The sequence below is a fragment of the Psychrobacter immobilis genome (assembly GCF_904846225.1).
In the GTDB taxonomy this organism is placed as follows: domain Bacteria; phylum Pseudomonadota; class Gammaproteobacteria; order Pseudomonadales; family Moraxellaceae; genus Psychrobacter; species Psychrobacter immobilis_F.
In genome coordinates this window covers 20,434-46,442 of record NZ_CAJGZJ010000017.1, presented here as the reverse complement: position 1 = coordinate 46,442, position 26,009 = coordinate 20,434, and the positions used below count along the sequence as shown (strand labels likewise).

20 protein-coding genes are annotated in these 26,009 nt (G+C 42.0%); 11 read left to right on the top strand and 9 right to left on the bottom strand.

Annotated features, from left to right (window positions below):
- Window positions 1–71: 71 nt before the first annotated feature.
- The 7 genes from JMX48_RS11010 (at window position 72) to purF (ending at window position 6,989) form a co-directional block, all read left to right on the top strand.
- Window positions 72–530, top strand: coding sequence for a SixA phosphatase family protein (locus JMX48_RS11010; protein ID WP_201537706.1), 459 nt, complete (start codon window positions 72–74; stop codon window positions 528–530).
- A gap of 44 nt (window positions 531–574) precedes the next feature.
- Window positions 575–1,894: a type II secretion system protein GspL gene (gspL, locus tag JMX48_RS11005; RefSeq protein WP_201537704.1), complete on the top strand. Its 1,320-nt coding sequence runs from the start codon at window positions 575–577 to the stop codon at window positions 1,892–1,894.
- A gap of 38 nt (window positions 1,895–1,932) precedes the next feature.
- Window positions 1,933–2,508, top strand: coding sequence for a type II secretion system protein GspM (gene gspM, locus JMX48_RS11000; RefSeq protein ID WP_201537702.1), 576 nt, complete (start codon window positions 1,933–1,935; stop codon window positions 2,506–2,508).
- A gap of 207 nt (window positions 2,509–2,715) precedes the next feature.
- Window positions 2,716–3,252, top strand: coding sequence for a DUF4870 family protein (locus tag JMX48_RS10995; protein ID WP_227687993.1), 537 nt, complete (start codon window positions 2,716–2,718; stop codon window positions 3,250–3,252).
- A gap of 232 nt (window positions 3,253–3,484) precedes the next feature.
- A complete protein-coding gene (locus JMX48_RS10990) occupies window positions 3,485–4,519 on the top strand; it encodes a quinone-dependent dihydroorotate dehydrogenase (protein ID WP_201537700.1) in 1,035 nt (344 codons plus the stop codon).
- A 115-nt stretch (window positions 4,520–4,634) separates the two neighbouring features.
- Window positions 4,635–5,132 (top strand): CvpA family protein, encoded by a 498-nt coding sequence (locus JMX48_RS10985; protein ID WP_201537698.1) that lies wholly within the window; start codon window positions 4,635–4,637, stop codon window positions 5,130–5,132.
- A 321-nt stretch (window positions 5,133–5,453) separates the two neighbouring features.
- Complete coding sequence (gene purF / locus JMX48_RS10980; RefSeq protein ID WP_201537696.1) at window positions 5,454–6,989, top strand: amidophosphoribosyltransferase; 1,536 nt, start codon at window positions 5,454–5,456, stop codon at window positions 6,987–6,989.
- Between the two features lie 300 nt (window positions 6,990–7,289).
- Here the strand turns inward: purF and JMX48_RS10975 are convergent, their stop codons facing one another.
- From JMX48_RS10975 to yajC, 6 genes are all read right to left on the bottom strand, one after another.
- On the bottom strand, window positions 7,290–7,649 hold the full coding sequence (locus JMX48_RS10975) for an AzlD domain-containing protein (RefSeq protein WP_201537694.1): 360 nt from the start codon (window positions 7,647–7,649) through the stop codon (window positions 7,290–7,292).
- The gene (locus tag JMX48_RS10970; protein ID WP_201537692.1) at window positions 7,639–8,370 is read right to left on the bottom strand and encodes an AzlC family ABC transporter permease; all 732 of its coding nucleotides are present in this window, start codon (window positions 8,368–8,370) and stop codon (window positions 7,639–7,641) included. The genes JMX48_RS10975 and JMX48_RS10970 overlap by 11 nt, the downstream gene beginning before the upstream one ends.
- A gap of 90 nt (window positions 8,371–8,460) precedes the next feature.
- A complete protein-coding gene (locus JMX48_RS10965; RefSeq protein ID WP_201537690.1) occupies window positions 8,461–9,885 on the bottom strand; it encodes an MATE family efflux transporter in 1,425 nt (474 codons plus the stop codon).
- A 243-nt stretch (window positions 9,886–10,128) separates the two neighbouring features.
- Window positions 10,129–11,418 (bottom strand): protein translocase subunit SecF, encoded by a 1,290-nt coding sequence (gene secF, locus JMX48_RS10960; protein ID WP_201537688.1) that lies wholly within the window; start codon window positions 11,416–11,418, stop codon window positions 10,129–10,131.
- A gap of 9 nt (window positions 11,419–11,427) precedes the next feature.
- A complete protein-coding gene (secD, locus tag JMX48_RS10955) occupies window positions 11,428–13,305 on the bottom strand; it encodes a protein translocase subunit SecD (protein WP_201537738.1) in 1,878 nt (625 codons plus the stop codon).
- 457 nt (window positions 13,306–13,762) lie between these two features.
- Window positions 13,763–14,041, bottom strand: a complete 279-nt coding sequence (gene yajC, locus JMX48_RS10950) for a preprotein translocase subunit YajC (RefSeq protein WP_201537686.1) — start codon at window positions 14,039–14,041, stop codon at window positions 13,763–13,765.
- Window positions 14,042–14,635: 594 nt separating this feature from the next.
- Between yajC and JMX48_RS10945 the strand changes: the two genes are divergently transcribed.
- The 3 genes from JMX48_RS10945 (at window position 14,636) to JMX48_RS10935 (ending at window position 20,125) form a co-directional block, all read left to right on the top strand.
- The gene (locus JMX48_RS10945; RefSeq protein ID WP_227687992.1) at window positions 14,636–15,871 is read left to right on the top strand and encodes a hemolysin family protein; all 1,236 of its coding nucleotides are present in this window, start codon (window positions 14,636–14,638) and stop codon (window positions 15,869–15,871) included.
- Between the two features lie 424 nt (window positions 15,872–16,295).
- The gene (locus JMX48_RS10940; RefSeq protein WP_201537684.1) at window positions 16,296–16,790 is read left to right on the top strand and encodes a nuclear transport factor 2 family protein; all 495 of its coding nucleotides are present in this window, start codon (window positions 16,296–16,298) and stop codon (window positions 16,788–16,790) included.
- A gap of 323 nt (window positions 16,791–17,113) precedes the next feature.
- Window positions 17,114–20,125, top strand: coding sequence for a LysM peptidoglycan-binding domain-containing protein (locus tag JMX48_RS10935; protein ID WP_201537682.1), 3,012 nt, complete (start codon window positions 17,114–17,116; stop codon window positions 20,123–20,125).
- A 548-nt stretch (window positions 20,126–20,673) separates the two neighbouring features.
- Here JMX48_RS10935 and JMX48_RS10930 read toward each other — a convergent pair.
- The gene (locus JMX48_RS10930; protein WP_201537680.1) at window positions 20,674–21,882 is read right to left on the bottom strand and encodes a transglycosylase SLT domain-containing protein; all 1,209 of its coding nucleotides are present in this window, start codon (window positions 21,880–21,882) and stop codon (window positions 20,674–20,676) included.
- 1,108 nt (window positions 21,883–22,990) lie between these two features.
- Window positions 22,991–23,842, bottom strand: coding sequence for a Nif3-like dinuclear metal center hexameric protein (locus tag JMX48_RS10925; RefSeq protein WP_201537678.1), 852 nt, complete (start codon window positions 23,840–23,842; stop codon window positions 22,991–22,993).
- 361 nt (window positions 23,843–24,203) lie between these two features.
- On the opposite strand from JMX48_RS10925, the gene JMX48_RS10920 reads away from it, so the two are divergent.
- The gene (locus JMX48_RS10920) at window positions 24,204–25,532 is read left to right on the top strand and encodes a S1C family serine protease (protein ID WP_201537676.1); all 1,329 of its coding nucleotides are present in this window, start codon (window positions 24,204–24,206) and stop codon (window positions 25,530–25,532) included.
- Between the two features lie 105 nt (window positions 25,533–25,637).
- Here the strand turns inward: JMX48_RS10920 and yfaE are convergent, their stop codons facing one another.
- On the bottom strand, window positions 25,638–25,904 hold the full coding sequence (gene yfaE, locus JMX48_RS10915; protein ID WP_201537674.1) for a class I ribonucleotide reductase maintenance protein YfaE: 267 nt from the start codon (window positions 25,902–25,904) through the stop codon (window positions 25,638–25,640).
- Window positions 25,905–26,009: the final 105 nt, after the last annotated feature.

Sequence of the window (26,009 nt, the reverse complement as noted above, 5' to 3'; positions counted from 1 at the left end):
ATTCTCTAGCGTAGTAATAAAATGAGACCGTATTAAAATAGTGTACCCAGAAAAGGAAGACAAGGACGGTTATGAAAATTATATTAGTACGTCATGGTCAAGCAGAAGACGAATCGCGTCCAGATAGCGTACGTCAGCTGACGGACTTTGGGCAGCAGCAAGCCGCGCAAACGGCAGAATATGTGACGACTCACTATCATCCAGATTGTTTTGTTGTGAGTCCTTATGATCGAGCGCAGCAAACACTGGCAGCGCTTCAATCGCGTGCGCCAAAAGTACCCTCAACTATACAGAATAATATTACGCCCGCTGATGATGCTCGTGAGGCTTTAGTAGACTTAGCTGATATAGAAGCAGAATGTCTCGTCGTGGTTTGTCATATGTCTATCGTTGCTCATATTGCTGGCTTGCTAACGGGAGCGTATCCTGAGTCGTTCTCTCTAGCAGAAGCAAGAGTGTTTGAAATGGACTTTGTGATGGGCGGTATGGCACATGAGGTTGATCGTTTTGTTCCTGAGCAGCCTTACTGACAACTGCCTCTCTATAATAGCTTCACTAATTAAGGACACGCTTAGTGTTACATGTTTGGTTACGAGCGCAGCATAGTCCATTAGCTGTCTGGCATGAAGATGTACAACGATGGGAAGTAGTCGAGGGTTGGCAGCAGCTGCAAGCTATCTATGGTAGTTACAAAACCAATGCTCAAAAAACGTTGTGTCTCTATTTTCCCTCAAGCCATGTATTACAAGTAGATACTGACTTTAATACGGCTCAGCTTAAACAGCTGGGCATTAATGGTAAACAGTATCTATTTGAAGAGATCTCGCTCACCCCTGTTGAGCAACTGGCCATTCGGCAAATCAGTCATGCTGACCATCATCAACTATACGCACTGGCGCAAAGCGATATCGAATCGTGGCAGCAAAGCGCCAAATTGGTTGGTATGAATATAACAGCGTTACTTCCTGATTTTCTACTGTTGCCAACGCCAGAAGAGGGTGCAGGTCAGCAAGTGACACTTTATCAAGATACACAAACCATGATATTGCGCCAGTCATTACGTCTGGGCATGGCTGTCAGCTATTTACCGCTGATTTTTGAGCGCTTTCCGCATTTAACCGAAGTAAATTTATTGCCGCCTATAGAGTCGTCTGACAACTCTTCAAATCTGTCTGCTAGCGACGACGTTACTGACGCTTTTAATGGCACTATAGAGTCTAATCGTCATGTTGATTTGCAAAAGCCATTAACGCAACTCAATGCTATGGCGCAAACTGCTGCGCTTATCACTGAGCATCAGTTACTATTAACCACGTTGACCACGACGCCAATACCGCTTGAAAATCCCGAACGTCATGGGCTTAATTTCTTTGTCAAATCAACAGATTCACAGCTATCGCCGTATCTGCGTGTCGCAATGATGGTCGCATTATCAGCATTGGTACTACAAATGGCGACCGATGGCGTGCAATGGTATCAGTACAATAATGCAACCGTTGCAACCAAGAGCGAGATTGCTAAACAGTATCAGTCTTGGTTTGCTAATGAGCCATTGAGTGCCCGTACAAAACTGCAAGTACAGTTACAACCCAAGCTGAACAGTGACAGTCAAACCCCTGCTTCTCATATGGCAGCGTTGGCTCGAATATCACCTTTAATCAAGCAGTCTTCATTGCATGCACAAGCGTTAGTCATGCAGCCATCGTCACTCAGCTTTACCTTGATTGCCCCTGACCGAGATAGTCTCGATCGGTTTACGAGCACACTGGCGGCACAGGGTTTAAATGCTAAGCTAGAGCAGGTTAATGGCAGTGAAGAAGGGCAATTTAGTGGTCAAGTCACTGTGAATGTTGTAGAAAATAAAGATACGCAAGCAACTGTGGCGGCATCATAATTGATTAGTCACTTAAGTGATAGAAAAAAGGTCAGAACATGAAACGATTACAGCGCCGCGCCAAACATAATAAAATGAATCCTGAGACCAGCAACGGTATTGGAAGCAACGTGCTGTCAGAGCGCATGAACGGTTTCCAACAGGTATTGTCATCGCGCTGGCAAGTACTGTCTCCACGCGATCAGTTGGCGTTAGCGGTATTGTCTGTATTTTTGCTGTTATTTATTGGTGGCTACGGAGGTTATAGTATCCATCAAGCAGCCAGTCAGAGTAAAAGTGACTATCAAGAGCAAGTGGGGGATTATTTTTGGTTGCGAGCGCAAGCAGGTAATATCAATAGAAACGCCGTGAATGCGACCAATACTGCTGACGGTGAAGCAGCGATGCCACCTGCCAATAGCGTCAGTGCGCTGTTGAGCAACGCTGGTATTGAAAATGCTCAAGTAGTCGCAGCGGGTGACGCGGTACAGCTGAGCTTTACTCATCCTAGTCAGGCAGTCGTCAGTGCAGCGCTTGGTCAGCTTGAGCAGCAAGGCTGGCAGTTTACTCAGTTATCCATGCAACAAGATCCGACAAACAAAGCCATTCAGGTGCAAGCGACGGTTGCGCCATAGGGACGGTTACACCATATGAGAGTTACTTCATAAACAGGCATCGTATGAAGTGCTATCTAGTGGATCGACTATATTGCCGTTCGATAGATTGTAGAGTTTTTTTATAATAACCTCCTCAATGATTTACTTATTGTGAGTATCATTGAAAAACTCCTTATTTGGCACAATTAAAGAATGATTAATTACTGTCAGATATAGATATTTACGATGAATCACTCTCCTAAACACAAACCTGATGAGCGTATACGCCAACAGACCAAAGTGGCTGACAACCATTATAGTGATTCTGTTGGTACAATATCTGATAATGAGATTGCCCAACAAGGAAACTACAATATTATGACCGACAATAAGCGCCGATCTTTAATCACTTATAATCACATTACTTATTTCTTGTATGTGATCAGCTATTTTACCGCTGGTTTGCTTTGGATTGTACCGATTGTAATGAACTACGTGAAGCGTCGTGATGCAGATGGCTCATGGCTAGCCACACATTTTGATTGGCAGATTAAGACTTTTTGGTACAGTATCGTCTTGTTTTTTATAGGTATTGCCATTGTTTTTTTTGCATTGGGTGGGTTTGGTATCAGCATATTGACTGATGGTGGCGGAAACATTGCTATTGGTTCGGTACTATTAGCTGGATTTGGTTCACTCATTATCTTTTTTACCTTCATTTGGCACCTTTATCGCATTATCCGAGGCTGGATAGCGTTGGCTGATGGTCGGCCTGTACCTTAGTTCTCATATGATGGTTATTTTTTTACGGTTAGGTTGGCCTGTTTCCCGTTTTAAAAATGGCGATCTGCTACCGCTGCTTAGTCGCCACTTGACTGTGTCTAATTCGATTTAACTATAGAAATTTACTGCATGAAACTTTGCTCTTATTTCTGTTAAGCTGATATAATCGCAGCGCTTGATTTTATTCGCACTTTTCACTCACTATTTATTTCGACCAGGGTCTGTCCTTACTATGTCTTATGCCTTACTTCGCCCTTTTATGTTTAGAATGGATCCAGAACACGCTCATGAGATGACCTTATCTTTATTAGATAAAGCTCATAAAGCGCGCGTGTTAGGTTTGGTGTATGGTCAGTCGATGCAGCCAACAGATTGTATGGGTTTACAGTTTTCTAATCCAGTTGGCCTAGCAGCAGGACTGGATAAAAATGGTGATTATATCGATGCGTTAGCTGAGCTGGGGTTTGGTTTTATAGAAGTGGGCACGGTCACACCAAGACCGCAGATTGGCAATGATAAGCCAAGACTATTTAGACTCAAACAAGCCGATGCTATTATTAATCGTATGGGTTTTAATAACGAAGGCATCGATTATCTGGTCGAAAATGTCAAACGCTGCAAATATAAAGGCAATATTGGTATTAATATCGGTAAAAATGCCGATACACCCGTAGAGCAGGCGGCTGATGATTATGTTTATTGCTTAGAACGTGCTTATCCGCATGCCTCGTATATTACCGTTAATATCTCCTCTCCAAACACCAAAAACTTACGTGACTTGCAGAGTGGCGACGCATTGACTCAGCTTTTGGATACGATCAAAAACCGTCACAATCAATTAGCAACCGAATATGGCTTTTATGTGCCATTGGTACTCAAAGTTGCGCCTGACTTAGAGCCGTCACAAGTGGACTATATCTCACAGCAGTTGATAGATTTCGAGATTGATGGATTGATTGCGACCAATACGACTTTGAGCCGCATAGGTGTTGAAGATTTGCATGATGGCGACCAAACAGGCGGTCTATCAGGTCGACCAGTGAGCCACATTAGTACCCAAATTTTACAACAGTTCTCTGATCAGCTCGATGGTAAGGTAGCTCTGATTGGCGTAGGCGGTATTGATAGTGGTGCCAAGGCTGTCAAGAAGATTGAAGCGGGTGCTGATATGGTGCAGCTCTATACGGGGCTTATCTATCGTGGACCTGGACTGGTACAATCTTGTATTCAAGCAGTCGGTGGTTATTACGATGCGATGGAAAGTTAAGTTGTTAATCAATTAATTGTAATCTAGATGAAAAAACTCGATCTTAAACCAATAATTAACAATTAACCTTGTCACAAACATCCAATGAAAATGAATAAGATATAAGGCGTAACACATGAGTGGTCTAGATATCGTGATTGCTGTTGTTGTCTTGATTGGCTTATGGCGTGGCTTTCAAGTAGGACTGATTAAAACAGCAGTGGGCTTAGCAGGTTGGTTTATTGCCTTTATAGCTGCTACGCGTTTGGCGGGAGCCGTGTCGCCGCAACTATCAGGTATCGTACAAAATCCTGTTTTACAAACGGCACTGGCATTTTTATTAGTGGTGATTGTGATATTGGCTATCATGCATTTAGTCGCATTTGTCTTTTCAGGTGTGCTCAAAACCTTGCGTTTGGGTATAGTTGATAAAATGGCTGGTGGTGTACTGGGTGCCGCCAAAAATGTACTAATGGTGTTGGTTGTTCTTAGCGTTAGTGCCCCTTTATTAATTCAAATGCCGCAATGGCAAACCTCGGTACTCGCGCCTGAGCTATTGCCTTATGCACCGATGGGCAAAGAGCTGGTTTCAGATGTACTAGGTATCGCTTGGGATCAAATCAATCAGTCATAGAATTTTATGTTTCTGGTTTATTATATGGCTGACATTTATTACGTATGATTTTAGCCTCTATAATTTCTTGTCGTTTCTATAATATTGTTTTTGTAACCCAATTATCCTTGATAAAAAATTGTTTAATAGCATCTATAGCTCATAAGAGACGATAGATTAAATATTGATAGCTCTTTTTTTAAATAATTGAAAAGATACATATTTTTAAATGTTTAACATCATCAGGTCGGCGGTGAGTGACAGTCCAAATTTCTATCGTTTACTGTCAGAGATTTTGCCGTTATTGTAATACTAATGTATGGGTCAAAATAGGATATAACTATGTGTGGAGTCATTGGAGTTGCAGCTCATGAGCCAGTCAATCAGATTCTTTATGATGGTCTCACGATGCTACAACATCGCGGGCAAGATGCCGCTGGCATAGTCACTTTGCAAGATGGAAGACTCTATCTACGTAAAGAAAATGGTATGGTACGTGACGTTTTCATGAATCGCCATATGATGAAACTGGTTGGTAAATTTGGTATCGGTCATGTTCGGTATCCAACTGCTGGTACCTCTAGTAGTGCGGAAGCCCAGCCATTTTATGTCAATTCACCTTATGGTATCACGCTTGCACATAACGGTAATTTGACCAATGCTGAGAGCTTGGCCAAATCACTGTACATCGAAGATCGTCGCCATCTAAATACTGACTCAGATTCTGAAGTACTGTTGAATGTACTTGCGCATGAAATGCAAAATTTGGGCAAAACCAATCCAACCGCTGCTGATATTTTTGAAGCAGTAAAAGCGGTTTATAGTCGCTGTGAAGGCGCTTATGGGGTGGTTGCTTTGATTACGGGTCATGGTCTACTTGCTTTTCGTGATCCAAACGGCATTCGTCCGCTTATTTTTGGTAAGCGCATGGCAGAAAACGGCGGCACCGAATACATGGTCGCTTCAGAATCAGTGGCTTTGACAGGATCAGGCTTTAGCATTATTCGTGATGTGAAGCCGGGCGAAGCTATTTTTATTGATTTAGATCATAAGCTTCATACTCAGCAGTGTGTAGAACAGCAAGAATATACACCTTGTATCTTTGAGTATGTCTACTTTGCTCGTCCAGATTCAATCATGGATAATATCTCAGTTTATAAATCACGCTTACGTATGGGTGAAAAACTGGCAGATAAAATTCTTGCTGAATGGGGCGAAGATCATGATATCGATGTGGTCATTCCTATTCCGGATACCTCGCGTACTTCAGCGATGGAGCTGGCGCTTAAGATGAATATTAAGTACCGTGAAGGGTTTATGAAAAACCGCTATATCGGTCGTACCTTTATCATGCCGGGTCAGCAGCAACGCAAAAAATCGGTTCGTCAAAAGCTTAGTGCTGTACCGTTAGAGTTCAAAGGCAAAAACGTATTGTTGGTTGACGACTCTATCGTTCGTGGTACGACCTGTCATGAGATTATTCAGATGGCACGAGATGCAGGCGCTAACAAAGTATTCTTTGCGAGTGCATCGCCACCAGTCAAATACCCGAACGTTTATGGTATTGATATGCCAGTGCGTAGTGAGCTTATTGCCTCCGGTCACACGACAGAAGAGGTGCGTGATATTATTGGCGCTGATCGATTAATTTTCCAAGACTTGGATGATTTAATTGATGCAGTAAAAGATACCAAGCACAGTAAGGTTGAAGGCTTTGATTGTGCCGTTTTTAATGGCTGTTATATCACCGGTCAAATTAACGAAGCGTATCTTGATCATCTGCAACAACAGCGTAGCGAAACTGCCAAGACAGGTAAAAAAGGCGTGCAGATAGTTGCTGATACCCCAGTTGATATGATGGGTGTTGAAGAGATGTAATTAGTTATAGATTAAAAGTATCATCAGAAAATAAAAGGCTGCATTCTAACGAGAATGCGGCCTTTTTTATAGTCAAAATACCGCTAAGTTTTTTCGAAATTCTCAAGGCTTTCTTGTTGGTTGTTATCAGGGTATGTCATTAATTATAGTCAGTGAAAATTAATATCGATACATCACACACTGCTGCTATCAATTTTTCTTGCTTGCTGTTCCTGCGCAGACAGAAGCTTCAAAAAATTGATATCAGTAGTAACGTAGCGTTTTAGGGTGTTTTGACTATAGCATGCTTAATTGATAGCATTAGCTTAGAAAATTAGTAAATACCCACAATAAACCATTAATAGCGGCGATACCGACAACCATACTTACCAATAACTGACGACTGACATGATAGATTAATAGTACCAAAAGTAAGGCACCAATTTGTGCCATTAATAAATGCAACTCTGCGCTATTCATACCAGTAGCTGCCGACAGGTCTTGATAGGAGAGGCTGGTCAAAATGAGTAGTACCATGACTGACAACGGTAAACTCTCATTTAATCGATGAAGCCAAGGCGTATCCAAAAGCTTTTTGGGTATTAAAGCGGGAAGGGCGCGGGTAATAAAGGTAACAGCAGCCATTGCAAGAGTAGCAAAAATAAGATAACTACTGCTCATCAGTTTCTCCAATAAAACCACGCTTTGCCCAAATGCCACGCGCTAAAATCATCAGCATACAAATGGTAATCGCTACCAATAATAGCCAGTTGCTCGTAAATAAAGAGGCAATGACTAAGGAGATTACAGCGATGCCAATGGGGAAATAACGTTTGATGCTTTGAAATTGTTCATAAGCCAAAATCGCAAACAGACAAACCAAGGCAAAGTCCAAGTGTGGCACCAAATCGCTGAGCGCACTACCGATTAGCACACCAATCGCGCTTGCTAGCACCCACCAACTTTGATTAAAAAAGCTTATTGGCAGCATCAATGATTGTCGTGATTCGTCAGGTAAACTGGTCATGACCGAAAAAGTCTCGTCAGTAAGAGCGAATAGGCAATAAGTTTTGGCAAGCTTGTGTTTTGGCAGGTACTGCAATAATGGCATACCATAAAACACATGACGCAAATTAATAGCCGCAATATTCGTAGCGACACTGCCAATCGGCAGACCAGCGCTCAGCATCGGTAAACAAGCGTATTGAGCCGCGCCCGCATAGAGTACGATACTGAGCATAATGATTGCCCATACAGGAATGCCAGCAACTTGTGCAAGCACACCAAAGGCGATACCTGCAGGCAGATAGCCCATTGCTACTGGCAGGCTTTTTTTGAAACCTTCGACCCAGTTATGGCTGGTTTTAAATTGTTGGCTTATCTCATTTGAATGAATAGTCACACGGTATCCTAATTTTTATTACTATCATTTTTGCTTATCATTATTTTTTACTAAAAAGCTGAGTTAAAAAATCACTCAATCAAAACAGTATTAAACATGAGGCTGTAATTTTTCATAGCTGCCTGTTTGATGAGCGCGATATAAGAAGACACTCAAAATAATGAATCTTAATAACAATAAACACCATACGCTCAGCCAAATGCCCGTCATATCCCACTGTTGATAGAACAACCAGCTTAATGGAAAAAAGATGGCGGCTAGTATTAGGGCGGCATTACGAATCACACTGCCAGCGGTTAAGCCAAAAAATATACCATCTAACCAGTATGCGCCGACGCCAACGACAGGTAGCAATACAGCGTATAAATGGTAATCATAAGCGAGTCTAAAGACGGGTTCGATATTGGTCATGAATTGCAAATACAGTGGCATCACAATCCACCATATCGCACTTAACATGATAGCAAGGCCATAACTGACGACACCTGTACGCTTCACGATGATGCGAAAACGAACCCAATCCCGTCGTCCTGCTGCTTGACCGCTTAAGGTCTCGGCGGATACTGCTACGCCATCAAGGGCAAAGGCTGAGATACTGAGGACTTGGAGTAAAATCGCATTGGCGGCCAGTATGACATCGCCACCTTGGGCAGAAAGACGAGTGATCCAAGCAAAACTCAAGGTCAAGATAAGTGTACGAATAAAGATATCTTTATTTAGTGAAAATAGCCTAAGTATTTTTTCTTGAGTAAAATGTTGTCGATCAGCAGTGAATAACGCTTTCCAAGTTATTTGCAAATGTTGACGACTCAACCAGAGTGCCAATAAAATACCCAACCAAAATGCAATGGTGGTTCCTAGTGCCACGCCAACCAAGCCCATTTGCATCGTAAAAACAAAAAACAAGGTCAAAATAATGTTAAGTATAGCGATAAAGCCTTGTTGATAGAGCATATAACGCGTTTTGCCTTGTCCTGCAAACCAGCCAATAAAAGCAAAGTTCATCAGCTCGGCGATCACACCCCAAAAACGTACATCCAGATATGTCTTTGCTGCAAGCCCGCTATCAGGATTGGCTGACAAAGCTTGCAAACCAAAATCAATCAACCAAGGTTTTGCCAATAGTAGAATGCTGCCAATAAAAAATGCTAATAACAAGGCACGTTGCAAGATAGACAGTAGCGGGGATGGTACTAGGTTTACTGATTTTTTCGTATCATTGACAGAGCCGTCAACATGGTTGGCTAACTGTCCGAGGGCTTGAGCGGATAGTCCAGATGAGGCGTATTGTAAAAAGTTAAAACTGACGAGCAATAGCGACAACAACTGTATGGCCAAACCCATGCCAGCAAGTTTGGCGGTATCATTCATATTGCCGACAATCGCCGTATCGATAACGCTTTGTAGGGGCATGGCCAAATTGGCCAATAATACTGGCAAGGCAATAGCAATGATACGCTTATATCGGGTATCAATCGGTGGCATTGCGCTAGATGGCGTTTTAGTCATTGGCATTTATGGCTCGTTTATATTGAAACAATAAAGAGGATAAAACGCTGTCTGTTAACCGATAGATAAAGTCAGCGCAGCAGGTTTAATGATTGAAGAAAAAACAGTTATAAAGATAAAAGCACCTAAACTCATTATTCATAAGTCAGGTGCTTTTATTTAAAGATCATTACCGTTTACTTAGCTATGAATCTTAGAACTGCTTAAATTTATCTAATCATTAACTTAATCAGTTGCGGCTAAGTATCATTAAGCATTGTCTTGTTCAAACATTTTTGGATCATTAAAAGTGACAATTTCTTCTTCGAATTCTGGTTTTACTTTCACAATAAAGTCATCGCGAGATAGACCCATATGCAATGGAATTGAGCTTGCAATATAGGTAGATGAGTAAGTACCAGCTATCAATCCAATAAACAATGCCACTGAGAACCAAAACAGTCCATCGCCGCCTAGGAACAACATCGCCAAAACAACCAAAAGTACAGTGGAGATGGTCATAATCGTGCGGCGAAGTGTCTCTGTTAAAGACAAATCAACGGTCTGGCGCGGCGTGATGCCACGAACGCGGCGGAAATTCTCACGGATACGGTCATAAACAACGATAGTATCATTTATAGAATAACCAACCAGTGCCAAAACAGCTGCCAAGACGGTTAAGTCGAAAGGGAAGCCAAATAAGGCAAAAACACCAATAGTCACGATAGCATCATGAAATAGCGATAATACAGCACCAAGCGCAAGTTTGAACTGGAAGCGTAAGGCAACATAACCTAGCATACATACCAATGCTAACACGAGTGCCATGACTGAGTTTAGATAAATCTCATTACCAACTTGGCTGCCGATAATGTTAACGTTACTAATTTCAACGTTATTATTAGGGAGGGACAGTGCTTTGTTAAGGCTAGCATTTAGTCCATCGACGCTATCTGACTGAGGAGGAAGACGAATAAGCAGCTCTTGCCGTGTACCAAGATACTGTACTACTGCATCATCAAAACCATTAGCCGCCAGTGATTGTACCACTTCGACCTGCTCGACAGGCTGCTCGTAATTTACATCTGCTGAGACACCACCAGTAAAATCAAGACCTAAGTTTAGGCCATTCACTGCAATAGCAATAATACTAGCAATGACCAACAATAAAGATAAAAGCGCCATTGGCTTCTCTATCTTCATAAATGGAATGATACGCTGATTGCCAACGGCTTTAATACCACCTTCAGATTGTGCTGCTGCATCATCTGCAGCATTGCTCAATGCTAAATTAGGGTCAATAGCTGCGGAAGTATCAGACATTTGCGTGGCCAATGCTTGACTACCTTTTCCGTTACCTTTACCACCACGACGAGTTTGGCTTTTACCTGATGTGGCAGTGGTTGGGTTATTGGTTTTGGTATTACTGCCTTTACCATCGCGGCGTGGTTTTTGACGGCGGCGCGTGCTTGCATTATTTGCATCACTGTTTGAGCCACCTGAACCATTTCGATCTGGATTGTTCTGCTGTTCTAGAGGGTTATTCTGTTCGATCGCCATAATATTCTCCTAACCGATGCTCAAACGTTTGATAGATTTACGCTTACCATAAGCAATCTGTATCAGCGCGCGAGTGACCAAAATAGCGGTAAATAGCGAGCTGACAATACCAATAGCGAGCGTAATCGCAAAGCCTTTAATTGGGCCAGTACCAATCGCGAATAGGATAAATGCGACTAATAAGGTTGTAATGTTGGCATCGAAAATACTACTAAATGCTCGGTCAAAACCTGCCACGATAGCAGACTTTGGTCGTACACCGTTTGTAATCTCTTCACGTATTCGCTCAAAAATCAGAACGTTGGCATCAACTGCCATACCAATAGTCAAAACGATACCAGCAATACCAGGCAAGGTTAAAGATGAGCCTAAGATTGACATAATGGCAATGATAATAATAACGTTGACGGCAAGTGCCACGTTAGCGATTACGCCAAAAAGACGGTAGAAAATAATCATAAACGCAAACACTAATAGATAACCGATCTGAGTAGAGAATAGACCTTTATCGATATTTTCTTGACCTAGTGATGGGCCAATCGTACGTTCTTCTACAAAGTACATTGGGGCAGCAAGTGCGCCTGAGCGTAATAAAAGCGCAAGTTCAGCCGCTTCAGCACTGCTGTCTAGACCTGTAATTCTAAAAGATGAACCAAGCACCGCTTGAATGTTGGCACGATTGATTACTTTAGTCTCAGCATAAGGCGTTCTTACTTCGACAGTTTCTCCCGTCGCCGGATCTTCTTCATAAGTAATTTTTTGTTTGTTTTCAATGAACAATACCGCCATTTGTTTGCCAACAGCAGTCCGTGTAGCGTTCTGCATCAGCTTGCCGCCAGCACTGTCCAACGTGATACTTACTTCAGGAGAGCCGCTTTCATCAACACCCGTTTGAGCATTGGTCACTTTATCACCAGTAACAATCGCTTGGCGCTGTAGCAGTACAGGAGGCCCATCAAGTGTTTCAAATGGGAACGCTTCGGTACCCGCTGGAGGAATGCCACCTACATAGCTTTCGCTGTCTTCAGCGACCATACGGAACTCAAGATTTGCCGTACGCCCAAGGACACGTTTTGCTTCAGCGGTATCTTGTACACCAGGTAGCTCTACAACGATACGACTGGCACCTTGCGATTGTACCAAGGCTTCAGTAACGCCCAGCTCGGCAATACGGTTACGTAAGGTCGTCAAGTTTTGATTGACCGCATAACTATTAATTTCGTCAAGCGTTGCATCATTATAAGCCAAAATTAAGGCTGGCCCTTGATCGTCAATAGAGGACTGTAGACTAAACGTATTACCCATCGAGCTTTGTAAAACGTTCTGTGCACGATTACGGGTATCTGTATCAGAAAAATGTAGTGATACGCTTCTATTTTCGGTCTTGATGCCTTTAATCGCAATTTGCTCGGCACGTAGCTCACGACGCATGTCACGGCTGGCACTGGTCAGACGCTGCTCAAGCGCTTTGTCCATATCGACTTCTAACACAAAACGGACACCACCGCGTAAATCAAGGCCAAGCTTCATTGGTTTTGCACCGATGTCACGTAGCCACTGCGGGGTTGTTTGCGCTAGGTTAAGTGCGACCACATAGTCGTCGCCCAAATTCTGACGTAGCACTTCTTGAGCTTTGAGCTGATCAACTGGGTTGTCAAGGCGTACCAGCGCACTATTACCTTCAAAGGTACCATTATGGTTTTTTAAACCAGCGTCTTTAAGCAGGCTTTGAGACTGGGTTAAAATACCTTCAGACAACTGTGTACCCGCGGCAGCGCTCGTAATCTGCACGGCAGGCTCGTCAGGATATAGATTAGGGGCAGCATATAGACCGGCAATAATTAGCACGACGGTAATAAGTAAGTATTTCCAAGCGGGATATTGCATAATCACTTCTTTAGGTTGATAAACGACTGGCGACGTAGGCCACAAGTTAGCAGATGGGAAGTTAGCGATAGCAATGGTCGAGTGCCATGTGTGGCAACCGTCATCATGTACCATTGCGATCATCCGCGATGATAGTAAAGCAAATAATACAGACGCATCTTTATGTATTCTTCAAAAACATGTAGTTTTCAAAAACATATAATTTTCAAAGATATAAGGTCTTCAAAAACACAGGGTTTTCAAAGACACAGAGTCTTTAAAAATATCACTGATAAAATAAACAGAGACATTATATTTAAAATAGAAAAATAGACTATTTATGAGTCTATCAAGCTATTTTAGGTCACTACGTTACAGCGAAAATGACCGTAGATAGTGTACGGTCATTTTTAGTCATTACATTTACTGATGATACGACCATCAAATCAAACAATCATTAGTAAGGGACTATTAATGATTAAACGCTTTCAATGGTGCCAGTAGGCAATACTGAGATAACAGAAGCACGTTGTACTTTGACATCAGTATTGTTATTTAGGCTAACAACGGCATAATCGCCTTCTAGGGCTTTGATTCGGCCCATTAAGCCACCAGCAAAGATAATTTCGCTACCAACGCTCAAGGCGTTAACCATAGCTCGATGCTCTTTAGTACGCTTAGATTGTGGACGGATAACCAAGAAGTAAAAAATGGCAAAAAAGGCGACCGGTAATAAGATTTGACCGAACTGTTCCATATCTCTCTCTCAATAAATTATAAATAACAATAAATTTAGACGCATAGTAACAAAAAATCCCAGCCTTGGTAACTGTTAATCATAGGCTGAGTGTGTTTTTATTAAGGTAGTCGCATGCTTACGACGCACCTATTGCGATAATTTTTTCGTCAAATGACACAAGTGATGCCAAAGTGCTGAGAGTATACCAAATTTCAAGTATTAAATGGTCGTTCGGTAAGTGTCAGAAAATATCAGGTACAAAAAAATAAAGCCTTAAAAATAGCGACTTATTGTGAAATATCATCATCAATGCTACTATCAAATGGTAATAATTACCTGCATTTATCATGCGGTTTACTGGGATATAATAAAGTCTAATATGAAATACTAAATCGGCTTTGAGTCGCTATTTATAGATGTTTTACGGACATCTTTGCCTATTTTAGAATCTAATTCTATTATCTGGTATAGCTTGCTCATTATATTCCTTTTCCCTTTTTTCTGTTTAGGTTACCCAACTTGTTCACCACTTTTATGTTTGTACCTCGTTTATGTCGTCCGCGCGCTTATAAAGAAGCGTCAGCTAAACCTCCTCCGACGACACGCCATTCTATGAGTTCTAGCTATACTAAGCCAGTCTTTGGGCTATCGTTATTAACGGCGATGCTCATAGCGTTATTGCCATATCCGGCTTTTGCAGCGGGGGCAGCCACCACCACGGAAGCGTTAGCAGCGCCAACAGCCACCAGTGTTTTACTACTCATACTTTTTGTAGCTGTTGCCATCGGCATCTCTTTTATTTGCTCTTTGGCAGAGGCGGCATTGCTCAGTATGACACCGTCATATATTGCTGACATTCAAGAAACCAATCCAAAAAAAGCAAATATGCTAAAACGATTGAAGGTTGATAATATCGATCAATCGTTGGCGGCTATTTTGACCTTGAATACAGTGGCTCATACGTTAGGTTCTATCGGTGCTGGTGCTCAGGCAACAATCGTGTTCGGTAGTGCATGGTTTGGTCTGTTTTCTGCCGTAATGACATTGGCTATTTTGTTTTTGTCTGAAATTATGCCAAAAACACTCGGAACGGTATACTGGCGTCAATTAGGCGGACTAGTTGCTTATTTCGTCCGGGGTATTATCCTGCTGTTGTATCCTCTGATTTGGATCTCAGAAAAATTAACCAAACTTTTGGTACGTGGCAAAGAGCCTGAAACCTTTAGCCGTCGTGAGTTTGCGGCGCTTGCTAGTATCGGTGAAGAGTCGGGACAAATAGATCCATTGGAATCACGTATTATTCGTAACTTACTGGCGTTCGGTGCCATTAAAGTCGAAGATATCATGACGCCACGTTCAGTGATGCTATCGTTCGAAGAAAACAAAACCGTCGCCGAATTATTGGTTGATCGTCCAAAACTTACCTTTTCACGATTACCGATTTATGATGGTGACTTAGATAATATTACTGGCTTTGTCTTAAAAACAGATATGTTGTTGGCAAAAGTTAACCATGCGATGCATAAGCCATTGACTCAGTTTAAACGAGATATCACTTTTGTATTTTCAAAAATGAAACTGTTTGACTTGTTAGAGCTTATGCTAAAAAACCGTATTCACATTGCGATTACGGTCGGTGAATATGGTGAAGTAAAAGGTCTAGTGACACTAGAGGATGTGTTTGAGACTTTACTGGGTCTTGAAATTGTCGATGAGATAGACCGCGTTGAAGATATGCAAGCACTGGCTCGACAAATGATGGACAGACGAGTAGAACGTCTGGGCATGAAACTCAGTGATGATGAATATTATGAAGATAGTGGTACAGACACTAGTGGCAAGTCTTAAATGTCTGCGCTGAGTTATAAACGGCGGCAATCGGCTCACTAGATGCCAATTTTTTATCCACAGTAAGTCTATAAAGTGACACTCCTATAGTAATTGTTTTCGTATCTTGGTATTCGCAATAATTACACAGGGTGTCACACAGCTGTGAGAATTGAATGATACGCTCACTCTATGATACAAGTATGCCGTTATAGCTTTTAACAGGGCTTTTTAGAACATCAACAGTGCTTTTGAAAACAACAATATCTTTATGGATAACAGTGCTATCATAAAAATGAAGCATGTAGAATAAAAGCGTCTAGTCAATCTGTAATGGATCTAGGGCGTGTGAAGCAATAACTGTCTAATAGGTTTTACTCACCGATAGATAAACGTCAGTCGTCACTAGATGACAATAATAACAATAGTATCGCTAAGGACTATCATGAAACGATTATGGGGAAAGGGGCTGCTAGCGTTATTAATGAAAAGTGCTAGCATCGCTGCGGTAGTTGCCGTTGCAAGTACCGTAAGTGTCAGTGCGCAAGCAGCAACCATGACCGAAGCTTTGGTACAAAATTATATAGCAGCAATGAAGTCATCTGCGAATAGCCAAAATGTCAGTCAAGTCGCTCGTTTGGTCTCTGATGACGCGCTGATTTCATTGTCTAGAAAAGGCAGATCTACTAGCTTAGATAAAGACGCTTATCTAAAACTGCTACAGAATAGTTGGAGTGACACTTCTAGTTACAGCTATGATATTGCTGTAGATAACATCGTTATTACTGGTGAACAGGCTAAAGCCAATGTCACGACTAATGAGAGTTGGGTTAAAGATGGTCAAAAAATCTCGTTTGTCACAACATCAAGAGTTACCTTAACAGTAGCTACTGGTAACGCAGTATTACTACGGGCCGTATCGCAAGTGGCTATTAACTAAGTCTCAATTAAGTCAAAAATAATATTGATTGAGTGGAAATTAACCAGTTATTGGTTATAAGGTAGATTCATTAGCTGGTTTTTAGGAAAAATGATCTTTTAAAAAGATTATTTCAAACGACAGTGATAAGTTATGAATAATTACTACCCATTCGTCATATTAAACAATCGAATTATCAACTGTTTTAATCCAATGGTTTAAATGTTGACTTAACTTTTGGTCATTATCTTTTTATATTAGAGTAGTTTTTGCTTTACATTGCATACTATACTATCTATCAATTTTATCTTGTCACTTTCTGTCGTTAGGAAACTTCCAATACCATGTCTACTGTGCTATCAAACTCTCGCTCATTTATTGCGTTGCCACTGACGCTTGCGGTATCCACTTTACTTATCAGTGCTTGTAGTAGTAATACGTCAATGATAAAAAATAAGGGTGCGACCAATAGCTCGTCAATCATTACTAAACGTCCCGTTAGTCAAGTTCCTGCATCAGGCAGTAGCTCTGATTATTCAACTGCTTTTTTGGATGCGGAGAGTTTGGATGAGTTAGCAGACCTATTAGAAGCCAGTGACATGACAATGGTGGAAGGTAACAAACTTGCTATTCAGCAATACGGTGACTTATGGAATCGTTTGCGGGCTGGTTATCGTATGAATGGCGGTCAGCCGACATATAATCAGCGCATTGAAGGACAAAAAAGTTGGTTCACCAGTCGACAAGACTATCTGAATCGTTTGACTGCGCGTGCCAGTCGCTATATTTACCATACGGTACGAGAAGCCGAGCGTCGTAATATCCCAACGGAGCTTGCTCTACTGCCAGTCATTGAGAGCTCTTATGATCCAAGTGGCACGAGTAGTGCAGCAGCAGCAGGCTTGTGGCAGTTTATTCCAAGTACAGGTCGAATTTATGGTTTGAACCAAAGTAGCACCTATGATGGTCGCCGCGATGTTATCGAATCAACACGCGCCGCTTATGACTTTTTGACAGCGCTACACAATCAATTTGGTAGTTGGGAGTTGGCACTAGCGGCTTATAATGCGGGCCCTGGTCGTATACAGAAGGCAATTGATGCCAATGCTGCGCGTGGATTGCCAACAGATTACTGGTCGCTTAAATTGCCCACTGAAACCATGAACTATGTACCACGTTTTTTGGCGGTGGCCGAAATTATTGCCAAGCCTGAACAGTATGGCGTCTATTTACCGGCTATTGCCAACCGTCAGCATTTTCGTAGTGTGCCAGTCAATTATGGCGTGAGTTTGTCAGAAGTAGCACAGATAACAGGCGTCACTTATGATGAGCTAGAAAGATTGAATACAGCGCTAACATCGGGACGTGTTGATTCTTCAGGCCCGCAGCGTATCATTATTCCTAATGATGTGAGCCTCAATACCGATGCTAAATTAAGCTTATTAAGAGGTAATGGCACGGGTAATATACTTGCATCAAACAATACAACAAGCAGCCCCACTAGCACGTCGAACACGTCAAGCACACCAAGTTATAATAACAAGCCTTATAGTGCCTCTTCATTGCCCACCAATAGCAGTGCATTGGCTGATTATGCGGCGAGCGCTAGTGTTCCTCAGCAAACGACGAGCTACATTTCACCATCTACTACGTCATCTAGCAGCTCTATCTATAGTAATAATGCGTCCGTACGTACTGAGCCACCATTGACGACTGCCGAAACGAATAAGATCAATGCGGAACTCAAAAATAGCAACAGTCTACCGACCACTTCTGCTCAGATCACACAAAACAATACGATTGTCCAAGAACCGCCGCTAAGCAAAGAAGAGCGTGATTTCATTGCCAATCAAATACGCAGCAGTACTTCTGAGACCAATGTTATCAATGCTGATGGCAACATTAACCTATCAGCAGTCCAGACACAGCAATCTATCCTAGAAGCCAGTGGTGAAGAGAAAAAGCTTAGCTTTGCGAAAACATCAGTTAGTAAGCCAAAACCGCAAGGCACTCGTACGACTTATACGGTAATGCGTGGTGACACGTTATCTAATATCGCCAGTCGTGCTGGTGTGAGTTGGCGTGATATCGCAGAATGGAACCAAATAGATGCCAGCGCTAGTCTGTTATCTGGTAGTACTTTGTACTTATATAATGCTAAAACTATTCAGCCTTTAAGCACTGATAGTAATGAAAAGACGAAGCAACCGGATAGCTATGTAGTACAAAGCGGAGATACGCTGATTGGGACAGCCAATCGCTTCGGTTTGTCAGTGACTCAGATAGCCAGCTATAATAATATAAGCAGCCGTGCTGATTTACTAAGAGGCCAAAAGCTGTGGTTAATACCGGGCAAAGTAAAGGTGCCTACTGTAACACCTGCAGCACCATCCACTAAACCAAGCAAATCAACCACTGCTACCAAGAACTATAAAGTAAAAGCGGGTGATGGTCTCATTGCACTAGCGCGTCAATTCAATGTTTCGACGGACACCTTAGCCTCTCTTAACGGTATGGGTACGACAAGTTCATTGTATGTTGGCCAAACCTTGAAGGTGCCTGCTAGCGTCGATTTTAATTCTGCTACCAGTTCTAGTAGCCAAAGCAGCTCAAGCTCAGTGGCGACCACTAACTATAAAGTAAAATCAGGTGATACCTTAATCGGAATTGCTAATAGTGTGGGTGTTAGCCCAACAGAGCTTGCAGCAGTGAACAGTAAGTTTGATGCCAAAGCACGTCTGCAACGCGGGCAAACCATCAAAGTACCCGTATCTAAAGAATTGGTAGATCGTCAGCTGAATGATAAAGCAGTCAGTTATAAAGTGAAGTCAGGTGACACCTTAACAGGCGTTGCCCAACGCTATAATATCGACCTAAGTGATTTAGCAACAGCAAACAATCTCAAAACCAATTCTAATCTTATACTGGGTCGTACTATTACTATTCCTGCTAACGGTAGTGCCCCTGCTGCTTCTAGTAGTAACAATCAAAGCAGCAACAGCCAAAGCAGTAGCAGTGCTACTAGCACAGCGAGTAGTAGTGGCAAAAAACTTGGCAATACTGAAAGCTATAAAGTTAAATCGGGCGATGGTTTGATTGCGCTAGCACGTCAATTTGGGGTGTCAGTAGAAGATTTGGCGACGACCAATAATCTGACAACTAAAGCACAGCTACAGCGCGGACAAACGCTTAAAGTACCGAAATTAACTGTTAGTTATACCGTTGGATCAGGAGATAGTTTGATTGGCCTAGCGCGTAAATACGGCGTATCTACGCAAGAGTTGGCTGAAATGAACGATATCAGCGCAGATACTATGTTGCAGCGTGGTCAACGTCTAACCGTTCCTAATAAATAATGAAGTGTTGCAGTCGATATAGGTTTATCAACAGCAAATCATAATCTACAAAAAAGCTGCTCTCATAAAGAGCAGCTTTTTTATTTGGTGAGTCTCAAATGAAAGTGTCTGCAACATTATATAGTTAAATATGTATAGGGCGTGTTGAACATTCACAGATAGGCACTGCTGATGGCTAAAATAGCGCCAAACAAGGAGCAAGTCGACGATAATGTTGATACCTTAGCTAGAATTGCAACGTAGTATGGGGCAATTTTAGCATCAGCCCATAGGGATAGAACTCTTTTTTGCCGCTTCATTGTTAAAAAAAGATGCTTAGAATGACTAAACTTACGATTTTTAACGTCGAATCGCCTAAAAAATAGTTTCCGTCAGTGCCATGGTTGAATGTTCAACACGCCCTAGTTAAAAAACAATAAAAGCGTGACAGTACTGCTGGAATGAATTTTTTGAAGCCTCTGTCTGCAGAGCCGCAGCAAGCAAGGAAAATTTATATCCGTAGTATCTAACGATTGATATATCGATGTAACTTTTCACCAACTATATCATTAAACGCTGTGAGTCTTTATCGTCTCAAGATAGCTTCTGATATTACTGACGTAATGCATCGCTTGGCCATAACGACTATTAGAGGCTTTATTGTCCGCTAAATATGCATAAATGTTTGCCCAATTTTTATCATCGATACCTTGATCTCTCAATGTACGCTGAATGCTTTTGATCGCATTCGGGCCCATATTATAACCAGCAAGCGCAAACCAAATACGGTCAGTTTTTGGTACATCAGCAAAGTCATCTTTCATCTGCTCTAGATAACGTGCGCCGCCACCGATACTTTGATAAGGGTCAACGCGATCTAAGACACCCATCGCTTTGGCTGTGTTATTGGTCAGCATCATGAGGCCACGAACACCCGTTGGCGATACCGCATTGGCATCAAGATGTGACTCTTGATATCCCATCGCTACCAGTAATTCCCAATCGTGATTATAGTTACGTGCTTGTTCTTTAAAAGAAGACTGATAATCAGGCAACTTTTCTGTCAGTGTTTTTTGGAAATGATCTTGACTATAAGAATCTTTCAGTAGGTTTTGATTATAAAAGGAAGCCAGCTTTTGCGTACTTTGCAGCTTGATACTGTCACATAAAAAGTAACTGGCTTTTTTTGACAATGGGTCATTAGCCGAACTAAACGTCCAGCTAACTTTTGGATGCAAACCGTTCTTTGTTAGGCTTGTATCGTAACCGCAGCTGACATTAACAGACGATAAATTAAGCTGGCTCTTTAGCTGAGTGCTGGCCGTGGTCAATGCCATATCTGCTTTGCCGGATCGTACGGCTTTCAGTGCAGCTTCTTCATTGGCATAAGCTTTTAAATCAATATCAACACCCAGCTCGTCAGCATAAGCACGTACCAAATCATAGCCAAAGCCATGTTGAAAACCATCAGTAGCAAAATAAGTGCTATCACCTGGGACAGCGGCAATGGTTAAGGTATTATGTTGCATGACATTATCATAGGCTGGCATCTGCGCACCGACTATCGTCAGACTCTCAGCAGGTAATGAGAGAAGGGCGATACTAGAAATCTGCATCAACTTTTTAGTTCGAGCAAAACGCGTCGATTTTTTTGGGGTAACGGATGAAACGATGTTACTTTTAGTGCTTAGTAGGCGTTCAGAGGGACGCAATAAATAAGGAATACGGCGTTTGGTCTCTTGCGCAGATACTTTTACACGATAAGTAATACGCTGCATGGATGTCTCCTGATTTTAGCCATCCTACTTACCCTAAAATATTAATGAACGCATGCTCATAAACGACCCATACATCCATACAACATTTTGGCTGGTATCACACTTTTTAATAATATAAGCGCAAGATCAGCTTGTTTAACTATAATAATGCTAATAACTAATAAACAGTACCGCCAATAAATATTTTATAACGCGGGCGATACAGTTTTTCATTAGCTGTTTATCTATCGACATATCACTTAAGAGGATTAAAGTATTACTCTTAAAGTACTCATGTAAAAACATGGACGCACCATGCTGCGAAGGATATAAATCAGATGATTCCTTCATCGATAAATAGATAGGGCTAAAGATAAAAAAGCTATTACAGTAAACACAGGTAAGGTCATGAGTAAGTTATCAAAACAAGCCGTAGCTTAATTGATCGATAGGATAGTAAGGTAGTGACACTAAATTATCGTTCAATTTTGCTACGTTGATACCAATAACGACTGGCTCTTTGAATGGTTCATAACAGAGGCAGGATTAATGATATTTTTGTTCAGCAATAGCGGCGAGCGACCCTATTCGATAGTTAATAAAGCAATTATAAAAATACACTATCAAGCAGGTAACCATAAGCCGTTATTGCGACGCTGAAATCAGAAAATATTAGGCTGCTAAAAATATATCGTGCAGACATAATAACTTCGCTAGTAGAATATCCAAGCTCTCATCTATCGTACAAAACAGTCGCCATACAAAAAATAGAATTTTGGACATTTACCATCATTCAAGCGCTATAACCGGAAGCTATAATAAATGGGACGTCTCATGACAAGACGTTCTTTCTTCACTTAGTAATATGCGGTTGCAAATTGTATTATTCAAGTTAAGTTAAGAAATTAGCGATAAAACTTAACAATCGGGCTATAGACGGTTAAAAATAATCTTATTATCTATACATTAGCTAAGATTAGAGCAATAAAAGTCACATGTTATGAGAAAAGCAGTTGCCTTTAAAATCCTAAAACAACATCCAAAAACTACTTATAAACTGAATCTAATTACTATCTGTTGATAATGACTGTGTGTTCATAATGACTGTGTTTTCATAACAACTATGGGTTTAAGCGGGATTATCAATATCAATGAAGGTCACAGGTAACCCAAACTGCTGAGCAATAATATCTCCTAACGCTTGGATGCCACCACGTTCTGTCGCATGATGACCACAGGCAAAATAATCAATGCCAAGCTCGCGTGCGATATGAGTGGTGCGCTCTGATATCTCGCCTGAGATAAACGCATCACAGCCCATCATGGCTGCTTGCTCGATCATATCTTGTGCGCCACCTGTACAGATACCCACACGTCCGATTAGCCTATTATCATCCACATCAATATTAGTCCTATTCGATACATTATAATTCGCAGAAATATGTAATGGTGAACGTCCTAATGCTTGGGTAATTTGCTCAATGAGACTTTGCGCACTCTGCGGTGTGCAAGTGGCTATGTTCCCAACAGGGTGCGCCTCATTAGGATAAAGAGCACCAGTGATGGTCATATTAAGTAATTCAGCAAGCTTGGCATTGTTGCCAATAGTAGGATGAGCATCAAGCGGTAGATGATAGCCTATCATAGAGATGCCATTTTGCATCAGTTTGCGTATACGTTGGCCTTTCATTCCCGTAAGAGGGGCAGGCTCGCCTTTCCAAAAATATCCATGATGAACCATAATGGCATCTGCATTGTCAGCAATCGCCGCATCAATCAACGCGTCGCAAGCTGTCACGCCTGTGACGACACGTTGAACCGCTCGTCCACCGTCTACTTGTAAGCCGTTTGGCGCATAATCTTTAAAAGCGTCTGCCGACAAATAATCGTCACAAAATTGCGTTAGATCTTGTACGCTAACGGTAGTAGAAGAATGCTCAATAGCAGAAGAGCGTTCAGTTGAGATATCACTGGTTGTCATTGTTTTGCTTTCCTTATAATTATTGCAGTAGAGCAAGCCTTGATAATTAATATAGGGCTTGTCATAACGAATATTTCTGATAACTGCTATTTTAGCATGGTGCTGTAAAAGAGTAGACAAAGCTAATAACTGAAATGGTACACGATACGTGACAACTTGGTAGTGGGGGCGGTTATAATTTGCATACGTATATCTATCAAATGGTATTACGCTTAAATAAGTATTGCACAACCGTGGGTATTTAGTTAGCTGTGGCTACTTAATGCATTGTACTTAACGAATTGTATATTGTAGTTAATGGTCAACACGCTTTTGCCTTAGGTATCTTCGTCTGTCTGTATCAAATTTATAGAGGTTTTATATGTCGTCATCTCGGAACACCAATAACAAGGCGTCTGTCGTAAAGTGGTTGCCTTGGGTTTTGTTACTGATAGTGATTGTAGCTTTTATTTGGTTATTTACGAGTATGAAGACGACATCGAATGCTACGTGGGAGCCACCGAGAACCACGGCCGCTGAGCAGCAAGCGTCGGCTCCTGCTGCTGACACTCCAGCGCCTATTTCTTCTTATCACAATGCGGTCGCCCGTGCGTCGCAGTCGGTTGTCAATATCTATACCACGCAAACGATGGCTGAGCACCCTTATATGGATGATCCTGTTTTGCGCCGATTTTTTGAGGATCATGGCGATCCATCACAGGAGCAGGGCAATACCAACTTAGGCTCTGGCGTCGTCGTATCAGAAGATGGCTATATCGTGACCAATGCTCACGTTATCGAAAAAGCAGATGAAATTGTCGTCGCCTTTAATGATGGCCGCAAAAGCCGCGCGAAAATTGTTGGTACTGATCCGGACAGTGATTTGGCGGTGATTAAAGTAGATATGACAGGATTAACACCATTAGGTTTCCGTAAAGATCCTGCTCGTGTTGGTGATTTAGCATTGGCCATTGGTAACCCATTCGGTGTGGGTCAGACAGTTACTCAAGGTATCATATCAGCGACGGGTCGTACTGGGCTTGGGGTCAGTAAGTTTGAAGACTTTATCCAGACCGATGCGGCTATCAATCCGGGCAATTCAGGTGGCGCGCTGGTCGATGCTCACGGTGAATTGGTGGGTATCAACACCTTGATTTTTTCACGCTCTGGTGGCTCGATGGGGATTGGTTTTGCTATTCCAACGTCGATCGTAGAGCAAGTGATGAATGGCTTGATTAAGAATGGTCGCGTCAGCCGTGGTTGGTTGGGTATCGAGATACAATCACAATTACGCGATCCAACTCAGCTTGAAACCTCGACGGGTGTAGAGGTGCTAAAAGTCGTCGATGGTAGTCCAGCGGCCAAAAGCGGTTTGCGTGTTGGCGATATTGTTTTGACGATTGATGGGGTAGAAATGACCGATGCCAACACCCTGATTCAGTACGTCGCTCGCAAAGCACCCGACAGCGAGCTAAATGCCCAGATATTGCGCAAAGGTAAAAATGCGCAAGTGAAGATACAGTTAGAAGAGCGTCCAGCACAAGAGTCAGTTGAGCAACCAGTAGTGCTTCATGATGAAACGCTTGGCGGTGCAGGTCAACCAAATCTAGAGGATGGAACACAAGAAGTGCCCATGATGTCAGAGGCAGAGCGTGACCGCATGCGTGAAGAGTTACTGCAACTATTTGAACGAGATGGCGCGCCTTTATAATGGTTGTCGTAAAATAGGGATAGAATAAAAAAATAAAAAGCGCGTTGTCTCGACAGACAGCGCGCTTTTTTTTAATGCTAATTTTAATTTTTGATCAGTAGTTTGTTACTCTACGATAGGTTCATGATTGATATAAATAACCCCTTGCACACGGCAGCAGCAGGGCAGGATTTCATCATCCTCAATCATCGCAAGCGGGTTAAACGGGTAATCGATGATATGTGAGCTGGCAATACGTTTGATTCGGCAACTGCCACAATAACCCTCTCGGCATTGATAATTGACCTCATGCCCAGTGCGCAGTAGGCCATCAAGCAGACTTTCATCATCGTGCAAGTAAAACTGCTTCTTACTCGTCATTACCCAAGTCATAGTTGATCCTATAGTCAACGAAAAGTTAAATCGATACATCCATAGTCAGATACTACTGGTATAAATTTTTCTCGCTTGCTGTGTCGTTGCTGACAGAGGCTTCGA

Bases quoted from the DNA above. Each gene is read 5' to 3' on its own strand.
- secD (WP_201537738.1), bottom strand. From the start codon at position 13,305: ATGCAATATCCCGCTTGGAAATACTTACTTATTACCGTCGTGCTAATT.
- JMX48_RS10925 (WP_201537678.1), bottom strand. From the start codon at position 23,842: ATGACAACCAGTGATATCTCAACTGAACGCTCTTCTGCTATTGAGCAT.
- secF (WP_201537688.1), bottom strand. From the start codon at position 11,418: ATGGCGATCGAACAGAATAACCCTCTAGAACAGCAGAACAATCCAGAT.
- JMX48_RS10930 (WP_201537680.1), bottom strand. From the start codon at position 21,882: ATGCAGCGTATTACTTATCGTGTAAAAGTATCTGCGCAAGAGACCAAA.
- JMX48_RS10940 (WP_201537684.1), top strand. From the start codon at position 16,296: ATGAAACGATTATGGGGAAAGGGGCTGCTAGCGTTATTAATGAAAAGT.
- yfaE (WP_201537674.1), bottom strand. From the start codon at position 25,904: ATGACTTGGGTAATGACGAGTAAGAAGCAGTTTTACTTGCACGATGAT.
- JMX48_RS10995 (WP_227687993.1), top strand. From the start codon at position 2,716: ATGAATCACTCTCCTAAACACAAACCTGATGAGCGTATACGCCAACAG.
- JMX48_RS10945 (WP_227687992.1), top strand. From the start codon at position 14,636: ATGAGTTCTAGCTATACTAAGCCAGTCTTTGGGCTATCGTTATTAACG.
- JMX48_RS11010 (WP_201537706.1), top strand. From the start codon at position 72: ATGAAAATTATATTAGTACGTCATGGTCAAGCAGAAGACGAATCGCGT.
- JMX48_RS10985 (WP_201537698.1), top strand. From the start codon at position 4,635: ATGAGTGGTCTAGATATCGTGATTGCTGTTGTTGTCTTGATTGGCTTA.
- gspM (WP_201537702.1), top strand. From the start codon at position 1,933: ATGAAACGATTACAGCGCCGCGCCAAACATAATAAAATGAATCCTGAG.
- JMX48_RS10920 (WP_201537676.1), top strand. From the start codon at position 24,204: ATGTCGTCATCTCGGAACACCAATAACAAGGCGTCTGTCGTAAAGTGG.
- yajC (WP_201537686.1), bottom strand. From the start codon at position 14,041: ATGGAACAGTTCGGTCAAATCTTATTACCGGTCGCCTTTTTTGCCATT.
- JMX48_RS10990 (WP_201537700.1), top strand. From the start codon at position 3,485: ATGTCTTATGCCTTACTTCGCCCTTTTATGTTTAGAATGGATCCAGAA.
- purF (WP_201537696.1), top strand. From the start codon at position 5,454: ATGTGTGGAGTCATTGGAGTTGCAGCTCATGAGCCAGTCAATCAGATT.
- JMX48_RS10935 (WP_201537682.1), top strand. From the start codon at position 17,114: ATGTCTACTGTGCTATCAAACTCTCGCTCATTTATTGCGTTGCCACTG.
- JMX48_RS10965 (WP_201537690.1), bottom strand. From the start codon at position 9,885: ATGCCAATGACTAAAACGCCATCTAGCGCAATGCCACCGATTGATACC.
- JMX48_RS10975 (WP_201537694.1), bottom strand. From the start codon at position 7,649: ATGAGCAGTAGTTATCTTATTTTTGCTACTCTTGCAATGGCTGCTGTT.